The organism is Paenibacillus agri (assembly GCF_013359945.1).
GTDB lineage: Bacteria > Bacillota > Bacilli > Paenibacillales > Paenibacillaceae > Paenibacillus_AQ > Paenibacillus_AQ agri.
Map to the genome: position 1 here is coordinate 1 of NZ_JABWCS010000194.1, position 18,239 is coordinate 18,239.

Sequence of the window (18,239 nt, forward strand, 5' to 3'; positions counted from 1 at the left end):
GCCTCCGGCTTCCTTCAGATTCCACCTCACGGTGGACACCCTTGCCTTTGGCTAACGGTAGGCGCTTGCCAGCCCCCGCTCGGGACTTTCACCCTAGAGATGACGCCCATGCTGGGCGTACCTAAAATAAAATGGCGACCACGGAGAATTCCGTTTGGTCGCCATTTTTTTATAAAACATCTAGTTCAAAGAAGTTGCCGTGCTGCGCTTCTTCATTAATGAATAAATTGCAGAAAAAAGAGCTAGAACAACCATAATACCAGCTACCCAAGTATTGGTCGTAACAGGGTAATAATCGACAAGGAAACCTCCCAATCCAGAGCCCAAAGCCACCCCAAGATGTAAAAATGAAGTGTTTAGACCTAATTGAATGTCCGCAGAATCTGGAGCAGACCGCGCAAGATAACTCTGGACAGCAGGACTAAGTGCCCAAACCATCGCACCGTACAGGATGACAACTATCAATAAGCTTGTAATCGATCCTGTAGCATAAGGTAATAAGAACAAAGACGTTGCTAATAAAACTAGAAATACTAAGATCGCTCGGACCCCTCCAAATCTATCAGATGCCCATCCACCTATCCAACCGCCAACGATTCCCGCTGCGCCAAAAATCAGTAAAACCGTGCTAATCATATTTGTAGATAACCCCATTGTAGTTTGAAGGAACGGGGTGAAATACGTGTACACTGTGAAGTGGCCTGTCAATTCCAAAACAGATATGAGCTGGATAGATGCAATTTTTTTGCTTTTTAAAGTGGCGATCTGTTGGAGTAACGGAATCGTTGGTTGTGCTGGAACCTTAGGTAGAAATTTCATAATTGCAGCAATACAAATCACACTGAGCATCGACACTAATACAAATGTCATTCTCCAGCCAAAATGTTCACCAACAATTGTACCTAAAGGTACACCTAACACTAGCGAAGCGCTTAAACCCATAAAAATTATTCCTATCGCACGCCCTCTTAATTCAACAGCAACCGTTTTAGCAGCCATCGTCACAGAAACAACCACTACAATCGAGCAACTGGCGGCAAGAATAATTCTAGCAATTAGTAGGGTCGTATAGTTAGGGCTGAATATAGATAAAACATTACCTCCCAAGAAAGTAGTCATAGCGATGCATAATAATTTACGTCTATCTACTCTGGAAGTTAAAGCAATGAGTATTGGAGCGCCAAAGGCAAAAACGAGTGAGAAAATGGATACCAGCTGTCCGACAGTCCCCACTGAAACCTGTAAATCTTCAGCAATCATATTTAATATGCCTGCGATTACTAATTCCACTGTACCCGCAACAAAGGTTGCAAAGGCCAATATAAAAATCCCTAAATTCATGTAACTGCCTCCTAAAATGAATGTAGGCCCAAGCATACTCCTTATAGCGCACTCTAAAGCAAGTGTGATATTATTCAGGCATGGAAAAAAAATTATCTATTCAAGATATCGCTGCGCTCACAGGATTAAGCACCTATACGCTTCGTTACTATGAGAACATTGGCCTGTTAAGCGGGATTGAAAGAGATGCTAAGGGATACAGAGTATATTCTATGGAGGATATTTCTTGTATTGAATTTGTTATTAAGTTGCGTGACACAGACATGCCAATCAGTCAGATTAAGGAGTTTTCAGACCTAAGACGCCAAGGAAACTCTACTGTTATTGAACGAAAGGAGTTATTAGAAGTCCATCAGGCGAATGTTATTAAACAAATGAAGGAACTAGGGGATAACTTAATCAAAATAAATGAAAAAATTAATCATTATAAAAAGTTGGCGGAACAAGCCTGACGAGAACATATGTAAAGAGACCCTTTTAAAAAAGGTCTCTTTTTTTACACTTGCGTTATAGTGCACTCTAATCGATATACTGTTTTACATAGCAAAAAAAGAGGAGGAGAACAATGAAATATCGAGCGATTGGATCTTTACGTGTCTCAGCGTTAGGAATGGGATGTATGGGGATGTCTGAGTATTATGGAAATCAAAATGAAGTGGAATCGATCGAGACTCTTCATTTTGCTGTATCCCGTGGTGTTAACTTTTTTGATACTGCTGATCAATATGGACAAGGAAAGAATGAAGCATTACTCGGCCGTGCGTTCAAGAATATTCGGCATACGATTAACATTGCTACCAAGTTTGGTTTTGTAAGGAATGATAGCGGGGCTGTTGTCGGCATTAACGGGAGTCCCAAGTATGTTAAAGCAGCCTGTGAGGCCAGCTTGAAGCGTTTAGGAACCGACTATATCGATCTGTATTATCTGCATCGAGTAGACCCTAGTGTTCCCATTGAAGAAACAATAGGCGCGTTAACGGAACTGATTCAGGAAGGGAAAATTAGACATATCGGACTTTCTGAAGCTTCTTCTCAGACGATTAAGAGAGCGCAAAAAGTGCATCCAATCGCAGCATTACAAACGGAGTATTCATTATGGAGCAGAGATATAGAGAAAGAAATACTGCCTCTTTGCCGTGAACTTCAAATTGCAGTTGTGCCCTATAGTCCTTTGGGACGTGGATTTTTAACCGGAAAGATCAAATCTGTTAATACGTTGGTAGAACATGATTACAGAAGGAACACACCAAGATTTCAGGGTGAGAACTTCAAACACAACCTTTCATTGGTTCAACGTTTAGAAGAAATATCAAATCAGCTGCATATTAGCCCATCACAGCTTGCTTTGGCATGGCTACTCTCTAACGGAGAAGACTTGGTTCCAATCCCGGGGACTAAAAAGAGTTCTTATGTAGAAGAAAATATAGCGGCAATTGATATTGAGCTACCGAAAGATATTAAGGATTTTATAGATAAAGCAGTTCCAGTAGGTGCGGCGGTTGGTGAACGCTATCCTGCAAGTTCCATGACGTTATTAGACCGGTAAAATATGTAGTATGGCGATCCACATGTGTTGCTTGGAAAAACGAGGGTATCCCCCTCGTTTTACCCGTATTTCGCCAACCCAATTGCTTGTGTACCTATGCCGCACGAACAGTCCAAAAGTGAAATGTGATGCGGGGGAGAAATAGCCAACTTGGATTGGATGATTTTGTCGAGAACCTCACCTTGCTGCGAAATTGCTTGATTCCAATCAACAAATATAAGATGATAGTCTTCTGCAATCTCATCATAGAACTTTAGAACAGAATCATTCAATTCAAGTCCCCCTATCGATAAAATTCATCAATTGATTCGAACCCTTTTTGACAAACAATTTGGCATTCAATTCATGGCAGAAGAAAATGGTAGGCTCGTCGGTTTTGCTACCCTCTACTTTACAATAGACGTTACGAAGGAGAAGTTAGCGACCACGAGTGAATGAAGAAGGTTGCGCCAATCCACGTATAGAGACTAGAAGCATTTCTTTTTCGTTACTCCCAGTCTCTTTATTGCTTCTCCTTCAACAACGCCAGCTTATTGGCTAGCATACGGGCAAGAAGTGCCTGGGCTTGCTCCAATTCAATTTTCCTGAAGTCCATTTCCAACATCTTCTCGCGTAACAATTCAATGGACCGGGAGATCTCAAGTTTACTCCCCTCTTTTTCCTCCATAACGGCTTTGATTTGCTTAAGCGTAAATCCCACAGCCTGCACACGTTTTATCAATTGAAGGTGTTCGACCGCTGCTTCGGTATAATCCCGATAGTTATTATCTCCGCGCACAACGTGGCGCATATTAAGCAAGCCTTCCTTCTCATAATAACGAATGGTCGGCGGCGTTAATTCAGTCTTTTGGGCCAGCACATGAATTTTCATCCTAACCTCCCGATACACTTGACCTTAAAGTATACTTTATAGTTTATACTCTAGAGGCCGAATGGAACCTTGTCAAACACGTTGCTACAACGATTAACCAAACAGGGAGGAATGGGCATGAACAGTCAGAACAACCAATCGATGACCCGAGCCGTCGTCTTGGGCGGCGGTGGTGTGACCGGCATAGCGTGGGAGGTTGGGGTCTTAACGGGATTGCTGGAGTCTGGGGTCGACCTGTATCAAGCTGAGACGATCATGGGAACGTCTGCCGGCTCTTTTGTCGGAGCAGCCCTGGCCAGTGGGTATGACGTAAACAAACTGTTTGCGGACCAGTTGGAACCGAACCCGAACGAGATACCGGTCTCCGCGTCCAAAGAATTGATGCAAGCGTGGTACAAGGCTTTCGTCACCGGAGGAAGCGATCCGCGAAAAGTCGGAGCAGAATTCGGTCTTATCGCCAAAAACAATCCCCCCTCCGTGTCGCCTGAACAGCGGCGCGCCTTAGTCGAGAGCCGCCTTGTGACCAAAGAATGGCCACAACAATTGCAAGTAACAGCCATCGATGCCAATACCGGGCATCTTCATACTTTCGATCATAAGTCGGAAATTTCTCTACCCGATGCCGTGTCGGCAAGCGGGGCCGTTCCAGGAATTTGGCCGCTCGTCTCCATCGGTGAGCGCAACTGGACTGACGGGGGCATGGTGTCCACAACCAATGCGCGGCTGGCGGAAGGCCACCAACGGATTATCATTCTCGCCCCGATGCCAAAAGGTTATGGTTCCATTCCGGGAGCCGTGGAAGAGGCGGAAGGCTTGCATACAAATGCAGACGTTTATCTCATAATCCCAGATGAACACAGTGTTGCGGCCATAGGCCTCAACCCCTACGATTCGACGCACTGCGGCATAACGGCAACCGCCGGTCGGGAACAAGGCCGCTCCATTGCCGAAGCAGTTCGGGCTATGTGGGAATGACAGAGAGGAGATAAGTACTTCTACCTGAGAGGGAACGGGCTCTGGCATCTTGTAATCATCATGAGCTCCTGGTTACAGCTTCACAAGTACTACCCTTGGTACGAGAAAAAAGGGGCCCATCCAGATCGGATGAGACCCTGCTTCATTTTCTTACGGTTTGACGGTTCCGTTTATCTTATCGAAGTACGGGGCTAACCTGGAGGCTAGCTGCTCAAACTGCCGCTGCTCTTCTTCAGTCAACTTCTCCTCATGTTTGACCCCATTTTCATTGGTGATCTTCAGCTTTAATTGCATTAACTGCTTGGTTAGCTCCATATACTCCTTGAATTCGTCTTCCGTGAGCTTGCCTTTTGCTGCCTGAAGCATGCCTTCAATCTCTTGATAATCTTCTTGTGAACCACCGTGCTGTTCAATGGTCGCAGAAGAACCGAAAATATCATCGGCCAGATAGGAAGCAGCAAATACGGCAGATGGAATCAGGATTGCTACTGCGACAATGCCAACCAACATGCGTTTTTTCATGGGAGATCTACCTCTCTTCTCGTTTACATAGTGTTGATAGGACTGTCGGACACGTCCATACAAATCGGGAGGGCAGTGCATCGAATCTGCTGCCTGGCGTAGTTCTTCACGCAATTCCTTGTCAATGGACATACGCGTCTCCTCCCGTCATTTCGAAACGTTTCCGGAGTTCTTTCAATGCCAAATGATGCCTGGATTTCACTGTGCCAACAGGGATCTGCAGCATATCTGCGATTTCTTCCAGAGCATAGTCGTGAAAATAACGCAGGATAACGACCACACGTAGTTTGTACGACAATTGGCGGACAAGGCAGAACATTTCATACTTCATTTCGGACTGCAAGACAGCTTTGTCCGTCCACTCGAACTGTTCGCAAGTCATCTGACGGTTTCGTTCAAAAAGACGAATTCGCCGCCAAGCCTTTCTTTTCCAATCCTGGACCTGGCGTACAGTGATCCCGTGCAGCCAATACCGGAACGGCCGCTTCGGGTCATACGTATGAAACGACCGCCACATGCGCATGTAAATTTCATTAACGATATCCTCAATGTCCTGTTTGTTGTAGACAAGAAAAGCAACCGTCCGATAGACGTCTTGATGAGTCGCCTGATAGACTAGCTGAAAGGCCGACTCGTCGCCAAGCGTTGCTTTTTCAAGCCACGGAAGTAACTCTTTATCATTCATAGGGGCCCCTCCCTGACGTGTTACAACTCTTAATTCGCTCTCATGGGGAAAAAGGTTCAGTACAAGAATAAACTTTTTTGACAATACCCGTCAGCTGTATTCTTAATTTCCCACATGTATAAAATTCACAAACAATTTCAGGGAACTTCAACTGCTTCATTGCTGCAAAATAAGCTTTGCATGTTCGATCGCCCGTTTAAAAAGCAATGGCCACTGTCATGAGACAGTGGCCATTTTATTATTGCATCAGAAGTAACACTTAGAAGAACCTTCCCAGCTTCCCTATACTTCACTAACTGGTTTTGCATTCAGGGCGATTCCTGTTTTTTCTTTCTCAGCCTGCCCTGTGCGTTTAATGAAGAAAGAAAGCAACAAACCGACAATTCCGATTCCAATAATGACAAGGTAAGCATCATTAATCCCCTGAATAGTCGCCTCCATTAGCATATGCTCCTTCGAACCTGAGCCGCCTGTTGCCATCATATCTTGTAAATGAGTCTTGGTTCTGCTCGTCATAACCGTAACAAGTAAAGAAGTACCTATCGCACCAGCCACTTGCTTAATGGTATTGGAGATGGCTGTTCCATGCTCATTCAGTCTTGCAGGCAGTTGGTTCAGGCCCGCTGTTGTAATTGGCATCAGAAACATAGCCATCCCGAAGCGTCGTCCTGTGGACATTAGAAGTAAATACGTATAACTAGTGGAATCGGTCAGATTAATGAACCCGATTGTTGTTCCGATCGTAATAACCATACCGATAATGGACAGCCACTTCGCTCCAAACCGATCGAACAGCTTGCCTGTTATCGGCATCATAATTCCCATGAGAAGCGCGCCAGGGAGCATCAGCAGCCCAGATTCCAGGGCTGTATATCCACGTGCAGACTGCAAATACAGCGGAAGCAGCATCATATCCGCATACATAACCATTGTAACCGCAATATTAATAATGGTTGTCAAGGAGAACATGCCGTATTTGAACGCTCTGAGATCGAGAAGCGGGCACTTGGAGACCAGCTGTCTCCAGGTAAACAAAATCAAGGAGATTACACCTACAACAATAGATAGGACCACTTCCGCGCTTGACCAGCCCTTGCTTCCAGCACTGCTGAAGCCATAAAGAACGGTACCGAAGCCGATAGTTGAGAGAATGATGCTCAAAACGTCAAGCTTCGGATATTTTCGTTCAGCCACATTTTTCAGATAAATAAAGGCGATCGCAATAACGATTACAGCAAGCGGAATCATTCCATAGAACATCGTACGCCAGGAATAATGCTCCATGATATAACCGGCGAGTGTAGGACCGATAGCAGGAGCAAAAATAATAGCGAAACCGACCATCCCCATCGCGGCTCCTCGTTTGTCAGGAGGAAATACAGTCAGAATGACAGTCATTAGCAACGGCATGATAATTCCAGCGCCAGCAGCTTGAATCAGACGGCCAAGCAGCAAAATATCGAAGTTAGGTGCTATCGCCGAAACAATAGTTCCACCGAGGAAAATAACCATCGCAGTCTGAAACAGCTCACGGGTCGTAAACCGTTGCATGAGATATGCGGTGATAGGAATAAGAACCCCGTTAACCAACATGTATCCGGTTGTCAGCCATTGGGCCGTAGATGCCCCAATATTAAAGTCGATCATCAGCTCCGGTGTCGCGACGCTCATAATCGTCTGGTTCAAAACAGCGATGAACGCCCCCAGAATCATGACAAACAATAGCGGACCTTTCTTAATGGAGCTGCTGGCTAAAGATAAATTATTGCTCAGTTTTCTCATTCCCTTCAAATTCAGCGCGAAACTAATAGACACTGTGTAGTATAATAAACTCAACGTAAAGAATTATAGCCACCCCTCTTACAATTCACAAGCAACACTTTTCAAAAAAATGTATGTTAGTTTACAGCTGAACAGGATCTGTCGTTTATTCAGAATATCATTTACAAATCGTATATTTTTGTCGTACAAATTATTTACAGGGAAAGGAAATGAAAGCGCATGTCAACAAAATCACCTCGTACGGACCCGCGTGTACTACGCACGCGACAATTGATTCGAAATGCATTTATCGATTTGCTGCAGGAGATTGATCTTGAGAAAATAACCGTGAATCGTATTGCGGAACGCGCCACCATCAATCGTGTTACCTTCTATCTTCATTACCGGGATATTCCGGATATGATGGAGAAGATGGCAGATGACATGATTAATGCAATTGTTGCTATCTTTGAAGATGTTCAGCGTCAATCCCGTGTTGACTTTGAGAGGTTCGTATTGGGCAGTGTGCTTGAACATATCGCGGAGAATTCAAACTTTTACAAGGTGCTGCTCGCTTCAAAACGCATACCGATCTTCTCCGATCGCCTAATGCAGCTGATGGTTGATGTCATCTCCAGCAGAGCAGAGAATCGAGACGCTTCCTTATCCGGTTCGGTTGTGAGCGTTCCTAAAGATATTGCAATCTGGTATGGCTCTTCCGCATTCATCGGTACAATTGTCTTCTGGCTTCGCAATGATATGCCCTACACACCGAATTTTCTCGCCAATCAGCTTTCTCTGCTGTTCCGTTTACATCAAAATACGACCAGTTCATAGAAACATCTTCATATTAAAAAAATAAGACACAAGAGCACCTGGGCTCTTGAGTCTTTTAACAAGCAAATAGAAGTTCGGCCGATATCCGCAGTAAAGCCCGTTCCGTTCACGAAGCTGGAATCGTCTGAAACCAATCCAATTACAAGGCAACCTTGGTGATTTCTTCGGCCGAACCCGCACGTGGAATCACGTCCTCCGCCAGCTACGACAAGCTGATGCCAGCCACCCTTTCGGCTCACAGCTTTGTCAGCATGTGAATGTCCTCAGGTTCTTTCATGAAGAGTTCCTCATCGACTTCTGACGCGATAGAAGAACCAAAGCTCGAATAGAACTTCACTGCAGATTCAGTTTCTGTGGAGGATATATATAAGTATTCCGCTCCTTTTGTGATGGCAGCTTTACTTAATTGGGCGAAAATTTGGCGACCAATACCCTGTCTTCGGTATTCCCGGGTAACGTACATCAGGTCGATTTGAAGTTGATTATGATCTTTTCCCCGCGGCTTATGAGCCAGGACTCCGAACCCCACCAACTTACTCCCGTCGAATGCTCCAAATGCCACCCCACCATGGGTAAGCTCATATTCATATCGTGAAATAATCTCCTGATAGTGGTCTTCCATCCAGTTAGGGCATTCGTGAGGTGTCTTTAATTCTTCAAGAACCCCCTCCCGATATCGATAGGTTAGTTCTATGGTTTCTGAGCGATCTATATCACGGATTCTATTAGCATCCTCAAGTTTCATTTGCACGAGTGTAACCATAGTTTCCCTCCTAAGCTCAATGTAAGCATTAGCATTAAAAATGAAGCCCCATCCGTTGGAAAACTATCCTGCTCAGGGTTAAGAAAAGCCCTATTCAGGTCTACCGCGCTCCCGCCGCAGCGCCTGATTGTGACGAATCTTCGCCTCATTGCCCTGCTCGGTGGCCTGATAGAACACCCTGCGGGCAATCGCCTTGGGCAGGTAATCTTGCTTCACATAATGACCCGGAAAATCATGCGGGTACTGGTATCCAGCGTGGCCCAAAGCCGCTGCGCCTTTGTAATGCGTGTCCCGCAGGTGCAGTGGCACCTCTGCCGATTTCAGTTCCTCAATGCTGGACATTGCCTTGGAGATGGCCGTGTATACGGCATTGGATTTTGGACTCTCTACCGCGAACAAAATCGCCTGAGCAATGTTCAGCTTCGCTTCCGGCCATCCGTTGTTGCGATAAGCCTCCAGGGCGCTAACTGCCTGCACCATCGCCTGCGGATTCGCAAGGCCGATGTCCTCGCTACTGGCCGCGATCAGACGCCGGATGAAGGTCATCGGGTCCATTCCGAGCTTCTCGACGGCATAGAGGAACCAGAACAGCGCGGCGTCACTGGAGCCGCGGATGCTCTTGTGAAAAGCCGACAGCACATCATACTGCGTCGATTCATCCGCCTTGACGATCGGGCGGCGGATCGACTCCTCTGCGACCTCCAGCGTGATGTGCACGCTGCCGTCGCTCTCAGGCGCTGTCGTGAGCGCAGCTAACTCCAGTGCATTCAGTGCCCGCCGGATGTCGCCGTTCGCCATCGTGGCGATATGCTGCAGGGCCTCCTCGTCTACTCGGAGGTCCATGAACCCCAGGCCCCGTTCCTTATCGTCCAGGGCCCGCTTCATCGCCGTGAGACTGTGCTCCCGCGTCAGCGGCTCCAACTGGAACAGCGTGGACCGGCTCATAAGCGCCCCGTTCACATAATGGAACGGGTTCTCTGTCGTCGCCCCGATGAAAATAATCGTGCCCTTCTCCACCGCGGGCAGCAGGGCATCCTGGCGCGAGCTGTTGAAGCGATGCACCTCGTCCAGGAAGAGGATCGTCTTCGTCCCGTACAGGGATTTGTTGCTCTGCGCTCGCTCGATCACTTCCCGCACATCCTTGACGGAAGCCTCAACGGCATTCAACCGCACGAACTCGCCCTGCGTGTGGTGGGAAATAATATGAGCTAGCGTCGTCTTGCCGCAGCCCGGCGGCCCATAGAGCAGAATCGACGAGACCTGATCTGCCTCAATCGCCCGGCGCAGCAATTTGCCCCGGCCTATGATATGCTCCTGCCCGATATATTCATCCAGATTCTCCGGACGCATGCGGTCAGCCAGCAGCCGTCCGTCCCCTCTGCTCTCTTCAAAAGAAAACAAATCCATAATCTCCACTTCCTTGCGATATTCTATATATAGATTGAACTAGTGATTTTTCTGTTTTGGGATTAATCGTGACTCCAGCGAATGTTTGGACTTCCGGCCGCTGTTGTCTGCAGGTTTCTTGATTTAATACCGCTGTTCGCGGTAGAAATCCGCAGACAAAGGCGGTCACTAACGCTCCTACAGTTCCAAAATTCCCTCCGCCACTTTTCCCTTAACTCAAATTTTCAAGTTCAATCTATAAAGGTTGAAATGTAATCAACGTACCACCCACTGCTCCTGCAGTCACAATGATCCAAGGTGGCAACTTCCAGAACACAAGCATCAAAAACAGAATCAACGCTAACGCAACATCCACAGGGGCTAAAACGGCTGTTGTCCAAAGCGGATTATACAGCGCTGCCAGCAAAATTCCGACTACTGCAGCATTAATCCCAGCGAATGCGCCTTGAATGCCAGAGCTTTTACGCAAAGCATTCCAGAACGGCAGACAGCCTGTAATTAACAGAAAGGCAGGAAGAAATATAGCGATTGTGGCAATTAAAGCACCACTAATTCCGTTAATCATCGCTCCCAAGTAACTGGCAAAGGTAAACAGAGGACCAGGTACGGCCTGCGCTGCACCATATCCAGCCAAATAATCCGCTTGGCTGATCCATCCTGTCGGCACAAGTTCTTTTTCAAGCAGCGGAAGGACAACATGCCCACCACCAAAAACTAGCGCCCCTGACCGATAAAAACTGTCGAATAGGGAGAGTCCATCCGCTATCACAAACTGTCGCAGCACCGGCAACAGAATCAAGAGTCCCAAGAAAAGCGCCAAACAGAGGACGGCTACCCTTCGGCTAATAGGTACGGATAGTGTCGTAGTTTCCAAAACTGCGGTTTTTCTATACAACATCATACCAATGATGCCTGCAATAATAATAATCAGGACCTGGGTAAAGACATTCTGCCACAAAAGAGCAACGGATGCAGCCCCGATCGCGATTGTTGCCCTATTGCGGTCAGAAGCCAGCTTCTGCCCCATCCCAAGGATGGCCTGTGCGACGATAGCGACTGCGACAATCTTAAGACCGTGAATCCAGCCCGCGCTGCCAATGTCAAAGCCTTGGAGTAGAAAAGCGAACAGGAGCAGCATCAGGACCGAAGGCAGCGTAAAACCTAACCAAGCAGTTAAGCCACCTAGTACACCGGCACGAATTAAGCCAATTCCAATCCCGACTTGACTGCTGGCCGGACCGGGTAAAAACTGGCATAGTGCGACCAGATCCGCATAGCTTCGTTCGTCCATCCATTTCCGCCGGCGTATGTATTCATCGTGAAAATAACCAAGATGTGCAATGGGTCCTCCGAATGAAGTAAGACCTAGCTTTGTTGATACAGTCAGGACTTCCAAAAGAGTGCGCCATCTGCTTACAGCTTCATGTTCGATCACAACTTTTTCATTATTCACGGTGCTTCTAGTCCTCCTTTGCCGATGACTCGGCAGATCGACACATGCTTCCCCTATCATACCATATCAGGAGAAATACATAATAAAGAGCATGACCTCGTCACCGGGACGGGAGCCATGCTCTTTGTTCAAAGTACGGTCTAGCGGTTCAGCGCCAGCCGCATTTTTGATATAATTTTACGGATACTTTCTTCCGATAGATGATATCTTTTCTGAAGCTCTGATACAGAGCATCCACTGCGGTGAGAACAAAAAATCTCTTCGTTACGGTTCGCGATCTCCTGTCTTGAACCACTGTTCTCGCCCCATCTGACACGTTGTTCCGATTTCTTGGGGATGTAGAGCAACTCTCCCTGGATGTATCCCTGAAGCTCCTCTAAAAGCCTAGGGGGAAGAACATCCCTCCCATTTACATAACTCACGTTTCGTTTCCTCCTTCAACAGATGTGTTCCTTGAGTTCCGATCAACTTCTTGTTAAAGATAATCATGTCACGCTCTCCTTTCTTATTCTCAAATTTGGTAAATACCGTAATTTCATTATATTAAACCAGCCGTTAGGCGTCTATATTCAGATGCAACAATCTTGTAATCGTTTTTATGTTAGTGTTTACAAACCTGGAGCCTATGTCTTTAAAATACATTATGTTTTTTATTCGTTATGTTTTTTAAATAAGGAGGCCTTGCGGCCTCCCCTTGTATTGCGATCTCCGTCGTTAAACGGAAACCACCTCGTATACTGAAATCATCGTTAATCAGCCTCCTTCCAGAAGTAATCTTGCCCGGCCGGACACTTATTATTAAGCCATAGCCCCGGTGGAGTTACAAGTGCAAGAACAGTTTAAAACATTCTCCACCAAAAATACCCTCCACCCGAAGATCATTCCACTCCCTGTTTCAGTGCGTTCAACAATTCCAAAGCTTCTTCATATTCAGGCTCCAATTCCAGCGCTCTGGTCGTATAATCCAGGGTGGCCGCCTCATCCCCAAGCTCGTAGTTACAGATGGCGAGACTGTACAGGACAGGCACGACAGGCTCGTCCAGATTGGCTGCTAGCGAAAGTTCCAGGAACTCCCGTGCTTCCGCAAATTGATCCATCTCGAACAGTATCAGTCCGCAGTCCAAGGCCAGATCATAGCTGGCTTCCATCGCATAATGATTGGCCCACATAATCTGAATCCCTCTTTGCAAGTCGAGCAGTTCCTCGTCACCGCAATCCTGGAGCAGGGCCGAGATGTGCTCGGCGCTGTGAATGAACAACTCGGCATCATAGCCGCCAAGCCGCCAGAAGGCCAAGAGCTGACGAAGCTCCATTTCACCCAGATGCTGATCTACGGAGCCCTTCAGACAATAAAAATCATCTGGCCCAAAGCGGTCGATGAACCGCCGATAGGCTAGACGGGTCTGTACATAACTAGCCGGCTCCTGAAGCATGAGAATACAGCCGGCATTGATGTCTTTATAGTGATGTTGTGTGAACAGCGACACGGCCCCTTTTTGCTCAAAAGCATGCTGGATCGCATGATAGTTGGCTGTCAGAGAGAAACATCCGTGGTGAATCAGTTCAGGGGGCGGTGCGAACTCCCAGTTCTCCAGCCGGTGATCGCCTTTATCTGCCGTGATCAGAAGAAAACCAGCCTGAGACAAGGCATTCAGACGCTCCATACACTTAAGTCCTGCTGCCGGGAACAGAATATGTGAGTCCTCCAGCTTGTCCTGATATATTTGTATAACCCCTTGATAAGGGTGCGTATCCTCTTCATAGCCGGCTGCACGGCGGTATTGGAACTCGGGAACCACTTTTTTGAGCAGCTCAGATTGGCTAAGCCCTTCCACTTCCTCTGGAAATTTCAGTGCCACCTCGCACTCGAAAATTTTCCCTTCATCCACGTAAAGCAGCTCTTGCGGGATACTGCAAAAAAAGTAGTTGGCGATCACCAATAGTGGCTGCTCCAAATCCCCAGGACGGATGACCACTTTACTCTGAGTCAGATGCAGCTCCGTATCATTGACGGCATCAAAACGGGCAAAATCCAGCAGCCCCTCATCTACCAACGACAGCAGGCCAGGATGCCGCTGCCAGGAGGCGACGTTTTTGGCAGCCAAATCACTCATAACATAACGAACGGGAGGCAAGGTAAGCCCTGCGTAATCCCTAATTTCGCGTAATTGCCGAACGATATGGAAGGCCAGCCGCCCAGCGCCCGCTCCAAGCTCCAGAATGGTAACCGGCTCCGACACATGCCCTTGTGCGGCCCGATCCTGAAGAAATCCGAAAATCATCTCTGCGTAAGCTTCCGCAATCATAGGATTGCTCGTAATATACTGTGGCACTTCATCGTCTTCCCAAGCTTTCATACCCTTTTCTTCAAAATAAGCACGCTGCAGCTCCCAGATCGGGGCTTCACTGAAGCGGTAGAACTGTTGTCCATTGGTTGTCATTGATGTGTTACCTGCTCTCTATCATATTCCACTTATGTCTACTTCTAAGAATTGATGATCCCGGCCGGCATGTCAACCGGTTCTTTTAGGATTTTAGTTTTATTTATAGATAAGACGGATGTAAGGTCTGCATTTAAGATCTCAGCTTAAGATCTCAATCTAAGATCTGAACTAAAATCTTAACTTAGGCTCTGCACTTAGGGCTCTGCACTTAGACTCTGCACTTAGACTCTGCACGTAAGGCTCTGCACGTAAGGCTCTGCACGTAAGGCTCTGTATTTCCTACGGTGGAAGCTGTAGACTTCCGGTCAATGTTGTCTCCAGATTTCCTCTGTATCGCGCTTCCAAGTGGGGCGCAATAAAACAACAAAAACAACCAAGAAAAAGAGAGTTTATAATTAGGCTTCCTGATCTGTAATTTAACGGCATTTTTGCACCTTAAATAATCTGTATTTAAGAGTTAGAGTTAATTAAAGGCAATTCTGTACCTTAATTATTCCATAATACCCCTTTAAAGCTAATTTTATCGAAAATAAGATACTAAAATGCCTCTATTTCCCTTATTTTCCTTCATCCAATAAATTTAAGGTACAAAAATGCTCTTAGTTGGGGAGACCGACCTTGTTTTGCGGTTAAAGAGAAGGAGAAAGTGAGGAAGCAATAGGATTTGTGTTCGAAAACTCTCGCTTCACTAAAATCCCCCTTCTCTTCTGTTTGATTTTTAACTTCACTCCATAAAGCGGCCAAGAATGCTAGCTCTCCAGCTGAGTGCTTGGCTGTGAGCTTTCCAACTGCGAGCTTGGCTGCGAACTCTTCTACTCAGAGCTTTGCCGCGAGCTCCCTTACTCAGTGCTTTGCAGCGAGCTCCCTTACTCAGTGCTTTGCAGCGAACTCTCCTTTTAAGAGCTTGGCGTGGGTTCTCTTGCTCATATCTTGGCTGTGAGCTCTTCTACTCAGTGCTTTGCTACTAACTTTTCTGCTAAGAGCTTTCCCGCCAAAAGCTTTTCAGACAAGCGCTTCGCTCCCACAGATCTAAACCTTTCCCCTCCCACTCCTACTCGCTTTTTATTACTTTCTATCAATCGTCGTATATACAAAAAGGAACTAGCCGGGTAGCCCCCGGTAGTTCCCCAGATATCTTAATGCGGCGCCGTCTCCGTCGGCCAGCCGATCAGAACCTCACCTTCTGGTGCCTGCACGTAGGCAGGAAGTTCCCCGTCATGCAGCAGCCACAGCTCATGCAGCGCGCGTGTGCAGCCGACATACATCAGCTTCGCATCCCAAGCCGCGTCCCCATAATGACTGCGGTCAGCATCTGCCAGGATAACAGCGTCGAACTCCAGTCCCTTGGACAGGTACACCGGGAGTATGGATAGCCCGCCTTGATATGCTGTCATGCTGCCGTCGATGAGATGGATGTCGCTAAAATACGCTGCGAGCGCCGCATACAGCTCCGTAGCTTCCCGCAAACTACGTGTCAGCACAGCGACCGTGCGATACTCCCGGCCAGACAGCGCAGCCAGCGCGGCTCTCAGGTCCTGGACGCGTGGATCCAGGTGCAGCTCATTTGTCTTCAACAAGTTGCCTGCATCAGGGACTCCTGCTTCTGAGTCACGTACCTCAGAACCGTCTGCTTTAGATCTGCCCGCATCAGTGGCACCTGCCTCAGATCTGCCCACGTCAGAGGCACCTACGTCAGAGCCGTCTATCCCAGGCCTGCCTGCATCAGGGACTCCTACTTCAGAACTCTGCACCTCAGGACGGCCTGCTTCGCCATAGGCAATGAGCCGCACCGGGTTACCGCTACGGAAGACCGGCACGGCCAGCAGCGGGCTGTTCACGCCTGCAGACAGGATGCCGTTCGCGAACTCGATGATCTCCATCGTTGAACGATAACTGCGCGTAAGCGCATGGTAGGCCGTATGCTCGGGATCGAAGAGCTTCTGCATCTCTTCCCAGCCATGTACACCCTTGTAGGCATGTATGCCCTGCGACAGATCGCCCAGGATTGTGAAGGAGTGACCGCGCACGTACAGATCCAGAATCGCGATCTGGAACGGCGAGAAGTCCTGCGCCTCATCAATCACGACATGGTCGAAGCGGCTGATGCCTTCGTTGCCGTTCAGAAGATAATGAATATACAGCAGAGGCGGCAAATCCTCTTCCCGAATAATACCCTTCTTCAGTTCCTTTGCCGTTTCCTTAAGAACACCAGCCGGAATGATCTCGGGTGGTTCTGCAGGCCAACTCTCCGGGGTCTTTGCCGCCCGGAAGATCTGCTTGTAGATGGTCAGAGGATCGTACTTGGACCATTTAGCGCTGTACGCTTTTTCCCGCTGAGCGCCCTTCTTCTTGCGTTCCTTCATAGCTGCTGCAGACGGGCTCTTCTTCAGCTCCATCTCAATCCAGCGATGGATCCGTGCCATCACCCGCTCCTTGCGCTTCGCCGGAGGGTACGGTGCGTACTCCTCATTATGCCAGCGCAGAATCATGGAGCGGCGCAGTACCGTACCTTCCCAAGGGATGAAATCTCCTTCCGGGACAGCGTCTGCTTCCAGCAGCTTGATGGAGTCCTCGATAAGGCCCATCAGCGCAGTGGAACCTTTGAAGCGGCCTGGCGTCTCTTCCGTGATTTCCGGCATGCCGCCGGAAGTCTCGAACCAGCGGTTCAGCGTCTGCGTCGCATCCTGCTGCGGCAGCTCCAGCCCCAGTACCTCTGCCGCCCAGTCAGGGAACGTGTTCTGCGCAATGTTGCCCACGCCAAGCTCTGGAAGCACATCGGAGATGTAATCAAGGAACATACGGTTCGGGGCGAAAATAATCATTTTCTCCGCCGAGACCTGATCCTTGTATTGATAGAGCAAGAAGGCCAGACGGTGCAGGGCTACCGTCGTCTTCCCACTTCCCGCCACGCCCTGAATAATCAGTGCGGTATTCTTCGCTGCCCGGATGATCTTGTCCTGCTCTTCCTGAATTGTGGACACGATATCCCGCAGACGGTTATCCTTGTTCTCGCCAAGACGGTAGACGAGGAATTCGTCCGACACCGCGGGACCATCACTCTCCCGGTTAAAGGTATCCGCCACCCGTTCCAGAATCTGCTTGCGGATCACCACGTTACGCTTGAGGTAGACCAGCCCTTCTACCAATCCGTCTGGCGCTTCATAGGAAGCTGGCTCCGTCCCGCCGGTAAACGAATAGAACAGGCTTGCTACCGGTGCGCGCCAGTCAATGACTAGCGGACGGTCGCTTACCTGTTCGCGGTCTGCACCGATTTTGCCAATGTAAAGCGCCTTGCGTTCGTTCTCATCTGTACCCTGAAAATCAAGCCGTCCGAAATAAGGCTCCTGCCTTAGCTTGGTCAAATCCCTGCGTCTCTGCTCTCTGGAGGCCTCTAGAGCCTGCTCCGTGTAATCATGTCCAGTATATACCGGCGTATTGCGGAGCTTCTCCAGCACAGCATCAATTTCTACAAGTGTTTTGTCCAGCCTGTCTTCTTCCTCTTGATAGGCACTTTGAAGATTGTCTTCCAATTTCAGTTACCTCCTAAAAGTATTATCGAGCCATGGTTGCCTTATTCCTCTTCTACATACAAAAAGGATTCTCATTGTAGCACAACCAAAGCCCGAAATCCATA

Annotated in this window: 16 protein-coding genes; 4 read left to right on the forward strand and 12 right to left on the reverse strand. The window is 48.0% G+C overall.

Features of this window, described 5'->3' with window-relative positions:
* Window positions 1–180: 180 nt before the first annotated feature.
* A complete protein-coding gene (locus HPT30_RS05695; protein ID WP_175370475.1) occupies window positions 181–1,341 on the reverse strand; it encodes an MFS transporter in 1,161 nt (386 codons plus the stop codon).
* A gap of 80 nt (window positions 1,342–1,421) precedes the next feature.
* On the opposite strand from HPT30_RS05695, the gene HPT30_RS05700 reads away from it, so the two are divergent.
* Both HPT30_RS05700 and HPT30_RS05705 read left to right on the forward strand, forming a co-directional pair.
* Window positions 1,422–1,793 carry a MerR family transcriptional regulator gene (locus HPT30_RS05700; protein ID WP_066364404.1) on the forward strand — a complete coding sequence of 124 codons (372 nt, stop codon included), beginning with the start codon at window positions 1,422–1,424 and terminating at the stop codon, window positions 1,791–1,793.
* 113 nt (window positions 1,794–1,906) lie between these two features.
* On the forward strand, window positions 1,907–2,887 hold the full coding sequence (locus HPT30_RS05705; protein ID WP_175370476.1) for an aldo/keto reductase: 981 nt from the start codon (window positions 1,907–1,909) through the stop codon (window positions 2,885–2,887).
* Between the two features lie 59 nt (window positions 2,888–2,946).
* Here the strand turns inward: HPT30_RS05705 and HPT30_RS05710 are convergent, their stop codons facing one another.
* On the reverse strand, window positions 2,947–3,159 hold the full coding sequence (locus HPT30_RS05710; RefSeq protein WP_175370477.1) for a class I SAM-dependent methyltransferase: 213 nt from the start codon (window positions 3,157–3,159) through the stop codon (window positions 2,947–2,949).
* Window positions 3,160–3,389: 230 nt separating this feature from the next.
* A complete protein-coding gene (locus tag HPT30_RS05715; protein ID WP_175370478.1) occupies window positions 3,390–3,758 on the reverse strand; it encodes a MerR family transcriptional regulator in 369 nt (122 codons plus the stop codon).
* Window positions 3,759–3,875: 117 nt separating this feature from the next.
* Here HPT30_RS05715 and HPT30_RS05720 point away from each other — a divergent pair, with 117 nt between their 5' ends.
* The gene (locus HPT30_RS05720; protein ID WP_217622267.1) at window positions 3,876–4,733 is read left to right on the forward strand and encodes a patatin-like phospholipase family protein; all 858 of its coding nucleotides are present in this window, start codon (window positions 3,876–3,878) and stop codon (window positions 4,731–4,733) included.
* A 150-nt stretch (window positions 4,734–4,883) separates the two neighbouring features.
* On the opposite strand, the gene HPT30_RS05725 is transcribed toward HPT30_RS05720, so the two are convergent.
* The 3 genes from HPT30_RS05725 to HPT30_RS05735 all read right to left on the reverse strand — a co-directional run bounded on the left by HPT30_RS05725 (window position 4,884) and on the right by HPT30_RS05735 (window position 7,722).
* Window positions 4,884–5,387: a DUF3600 domain-containing protein gene (locus HPT30_RS05725; protein ID WP_175370479.1), complete on the reverse strand. Its 504-nt coding sequence runs from the start codon at window positions 5,385–5,387 to the stop codon at window positions 4,884–4,886.
* A complete protein-coding gene (locus tag HPT30_RS05730; protein WP_175370480.1) occupies window positions 5,377–5,940 on the reverse strand; it encodes a sigma-70 family RNA polymerase sigma factor in 564 nt (187 codons plus the stop codon). The genes HPT30_RS05725 and HPT30_RS05730 overlap by 11 nt, the downstream gene beginning before the upstream one ends.
* 282 nt (window positions 5,941–6,222) lie before the next feature.
* Window positions 6,223–7,722, reverse strand: coding sequence for a DHA2 family efflux MFS transporter permease subunit (locus tag HPT30_RS05735; protein WP_175370481.1), 1,500 nt, complete (start codon window positions 7,720–7,722; stop codon window positions 6,223–6,225).
* Between the two features lie 219 nt (window positions 7,723–7,941).
* Between HPT30_RS05735 and HPT30_RS05740 the strand changes: the two genes are divergently transcribed.
* Complete coding sequence (locus HPT30_RS05740) at window positions 7,942–8,538, forward strand: TetR/AcrR family transcriptional regulator (RefSeq protein ID WP_175370482.1); 597 nt, start codon at window positions 7,942–7,944, stop codon at window positions 8,536–8,538.
* A gap of 235 nt (window positions 8,539–8,773) precedes the next feature.
* On the opposite strand, the gene HPT30_RS05745 is transcribed toward HPT30_RS05740, so the two are convergent.
* From HPT30_RS05745 to HPT30_RS05770, 6 genes are all read right to left on the reverse strand, one after another.
* Window positions 8,774–9,301, reverse strand: coding sequence for a GNAT family N-acetyltransferase (locus HPT30_RS05745; RefSeq protein WP_175370483.1), 528 nt, complete (start codon window positions 9,299–9,301; stop codon window positions 8,774–8,776).
* Between the two features lie 90 nt (window positions 9,302–9,391).
* Complete coding sequence (locus HPT30_RS05750) at window positions 9,392–10,708, reverse strand: replication-associated recombination protein A (RefSeq protein ID WP_175370484.1); 1,317 nt, start codon at window positions 10,706–10,708, stop codon at window positions 9,392–9,394.
* 235 nt (window positions 10,709–10,943) lie between these two features.
* Window positions 10,944–12,161 carry a chromate transporter gene (locus HPT30_RS05755; protein ID WP_312876301.1) on the reverse strand — a complete coding sequence of 406 codons (1,218 nt, stop codon included), beginning with the start codon at window positions 12,159–12,161 and terminating at the stop codon, window positions 10,944–10,946.
* 140 nt (window positions 12,162–12,301) lie between these two features.
* Window positions 12,302–12,583 carry a CD3324 family protein gene (locus tag HPT30_RS05760; protein WP_066364419.1) on the reverse strand — a complete coding sequence of 94 codons (282 nt, stop codon included), beginning with the start codon at window positions 12,581–12,583 and terminating at the stop codon, window positions 12,302–12,304.
* A 456-nt stretch (window positions 12,584–13,039) separates the two neighbouring features.
* Complete coding sequence (locus HPT30_RS05765) at window positions 13,040–14,602, reverse strand: tetratricopeptide repeat protein (protein WP_175370486.1); 1,563 nt, start codon at window positions 14,600–14,602, stop codon at window positions 13,040–13,042.
* Window positions 14,603–15,741: 1,139 nt separating this feature from the next.
* Window positions 15,742–18,135 (reverse strand): HelD family protein, encoded by a 2,394-nt coding sequence (locus tag HPT30_RS05770; RefSeq protein WP_246316946.1) that lies wholly within the window; start codon window positions 18,133–18,135, stop codon window positions 15,742–15,744.
* Window positions 18,136–18,239: the final 104 nt, after the last annotated feature.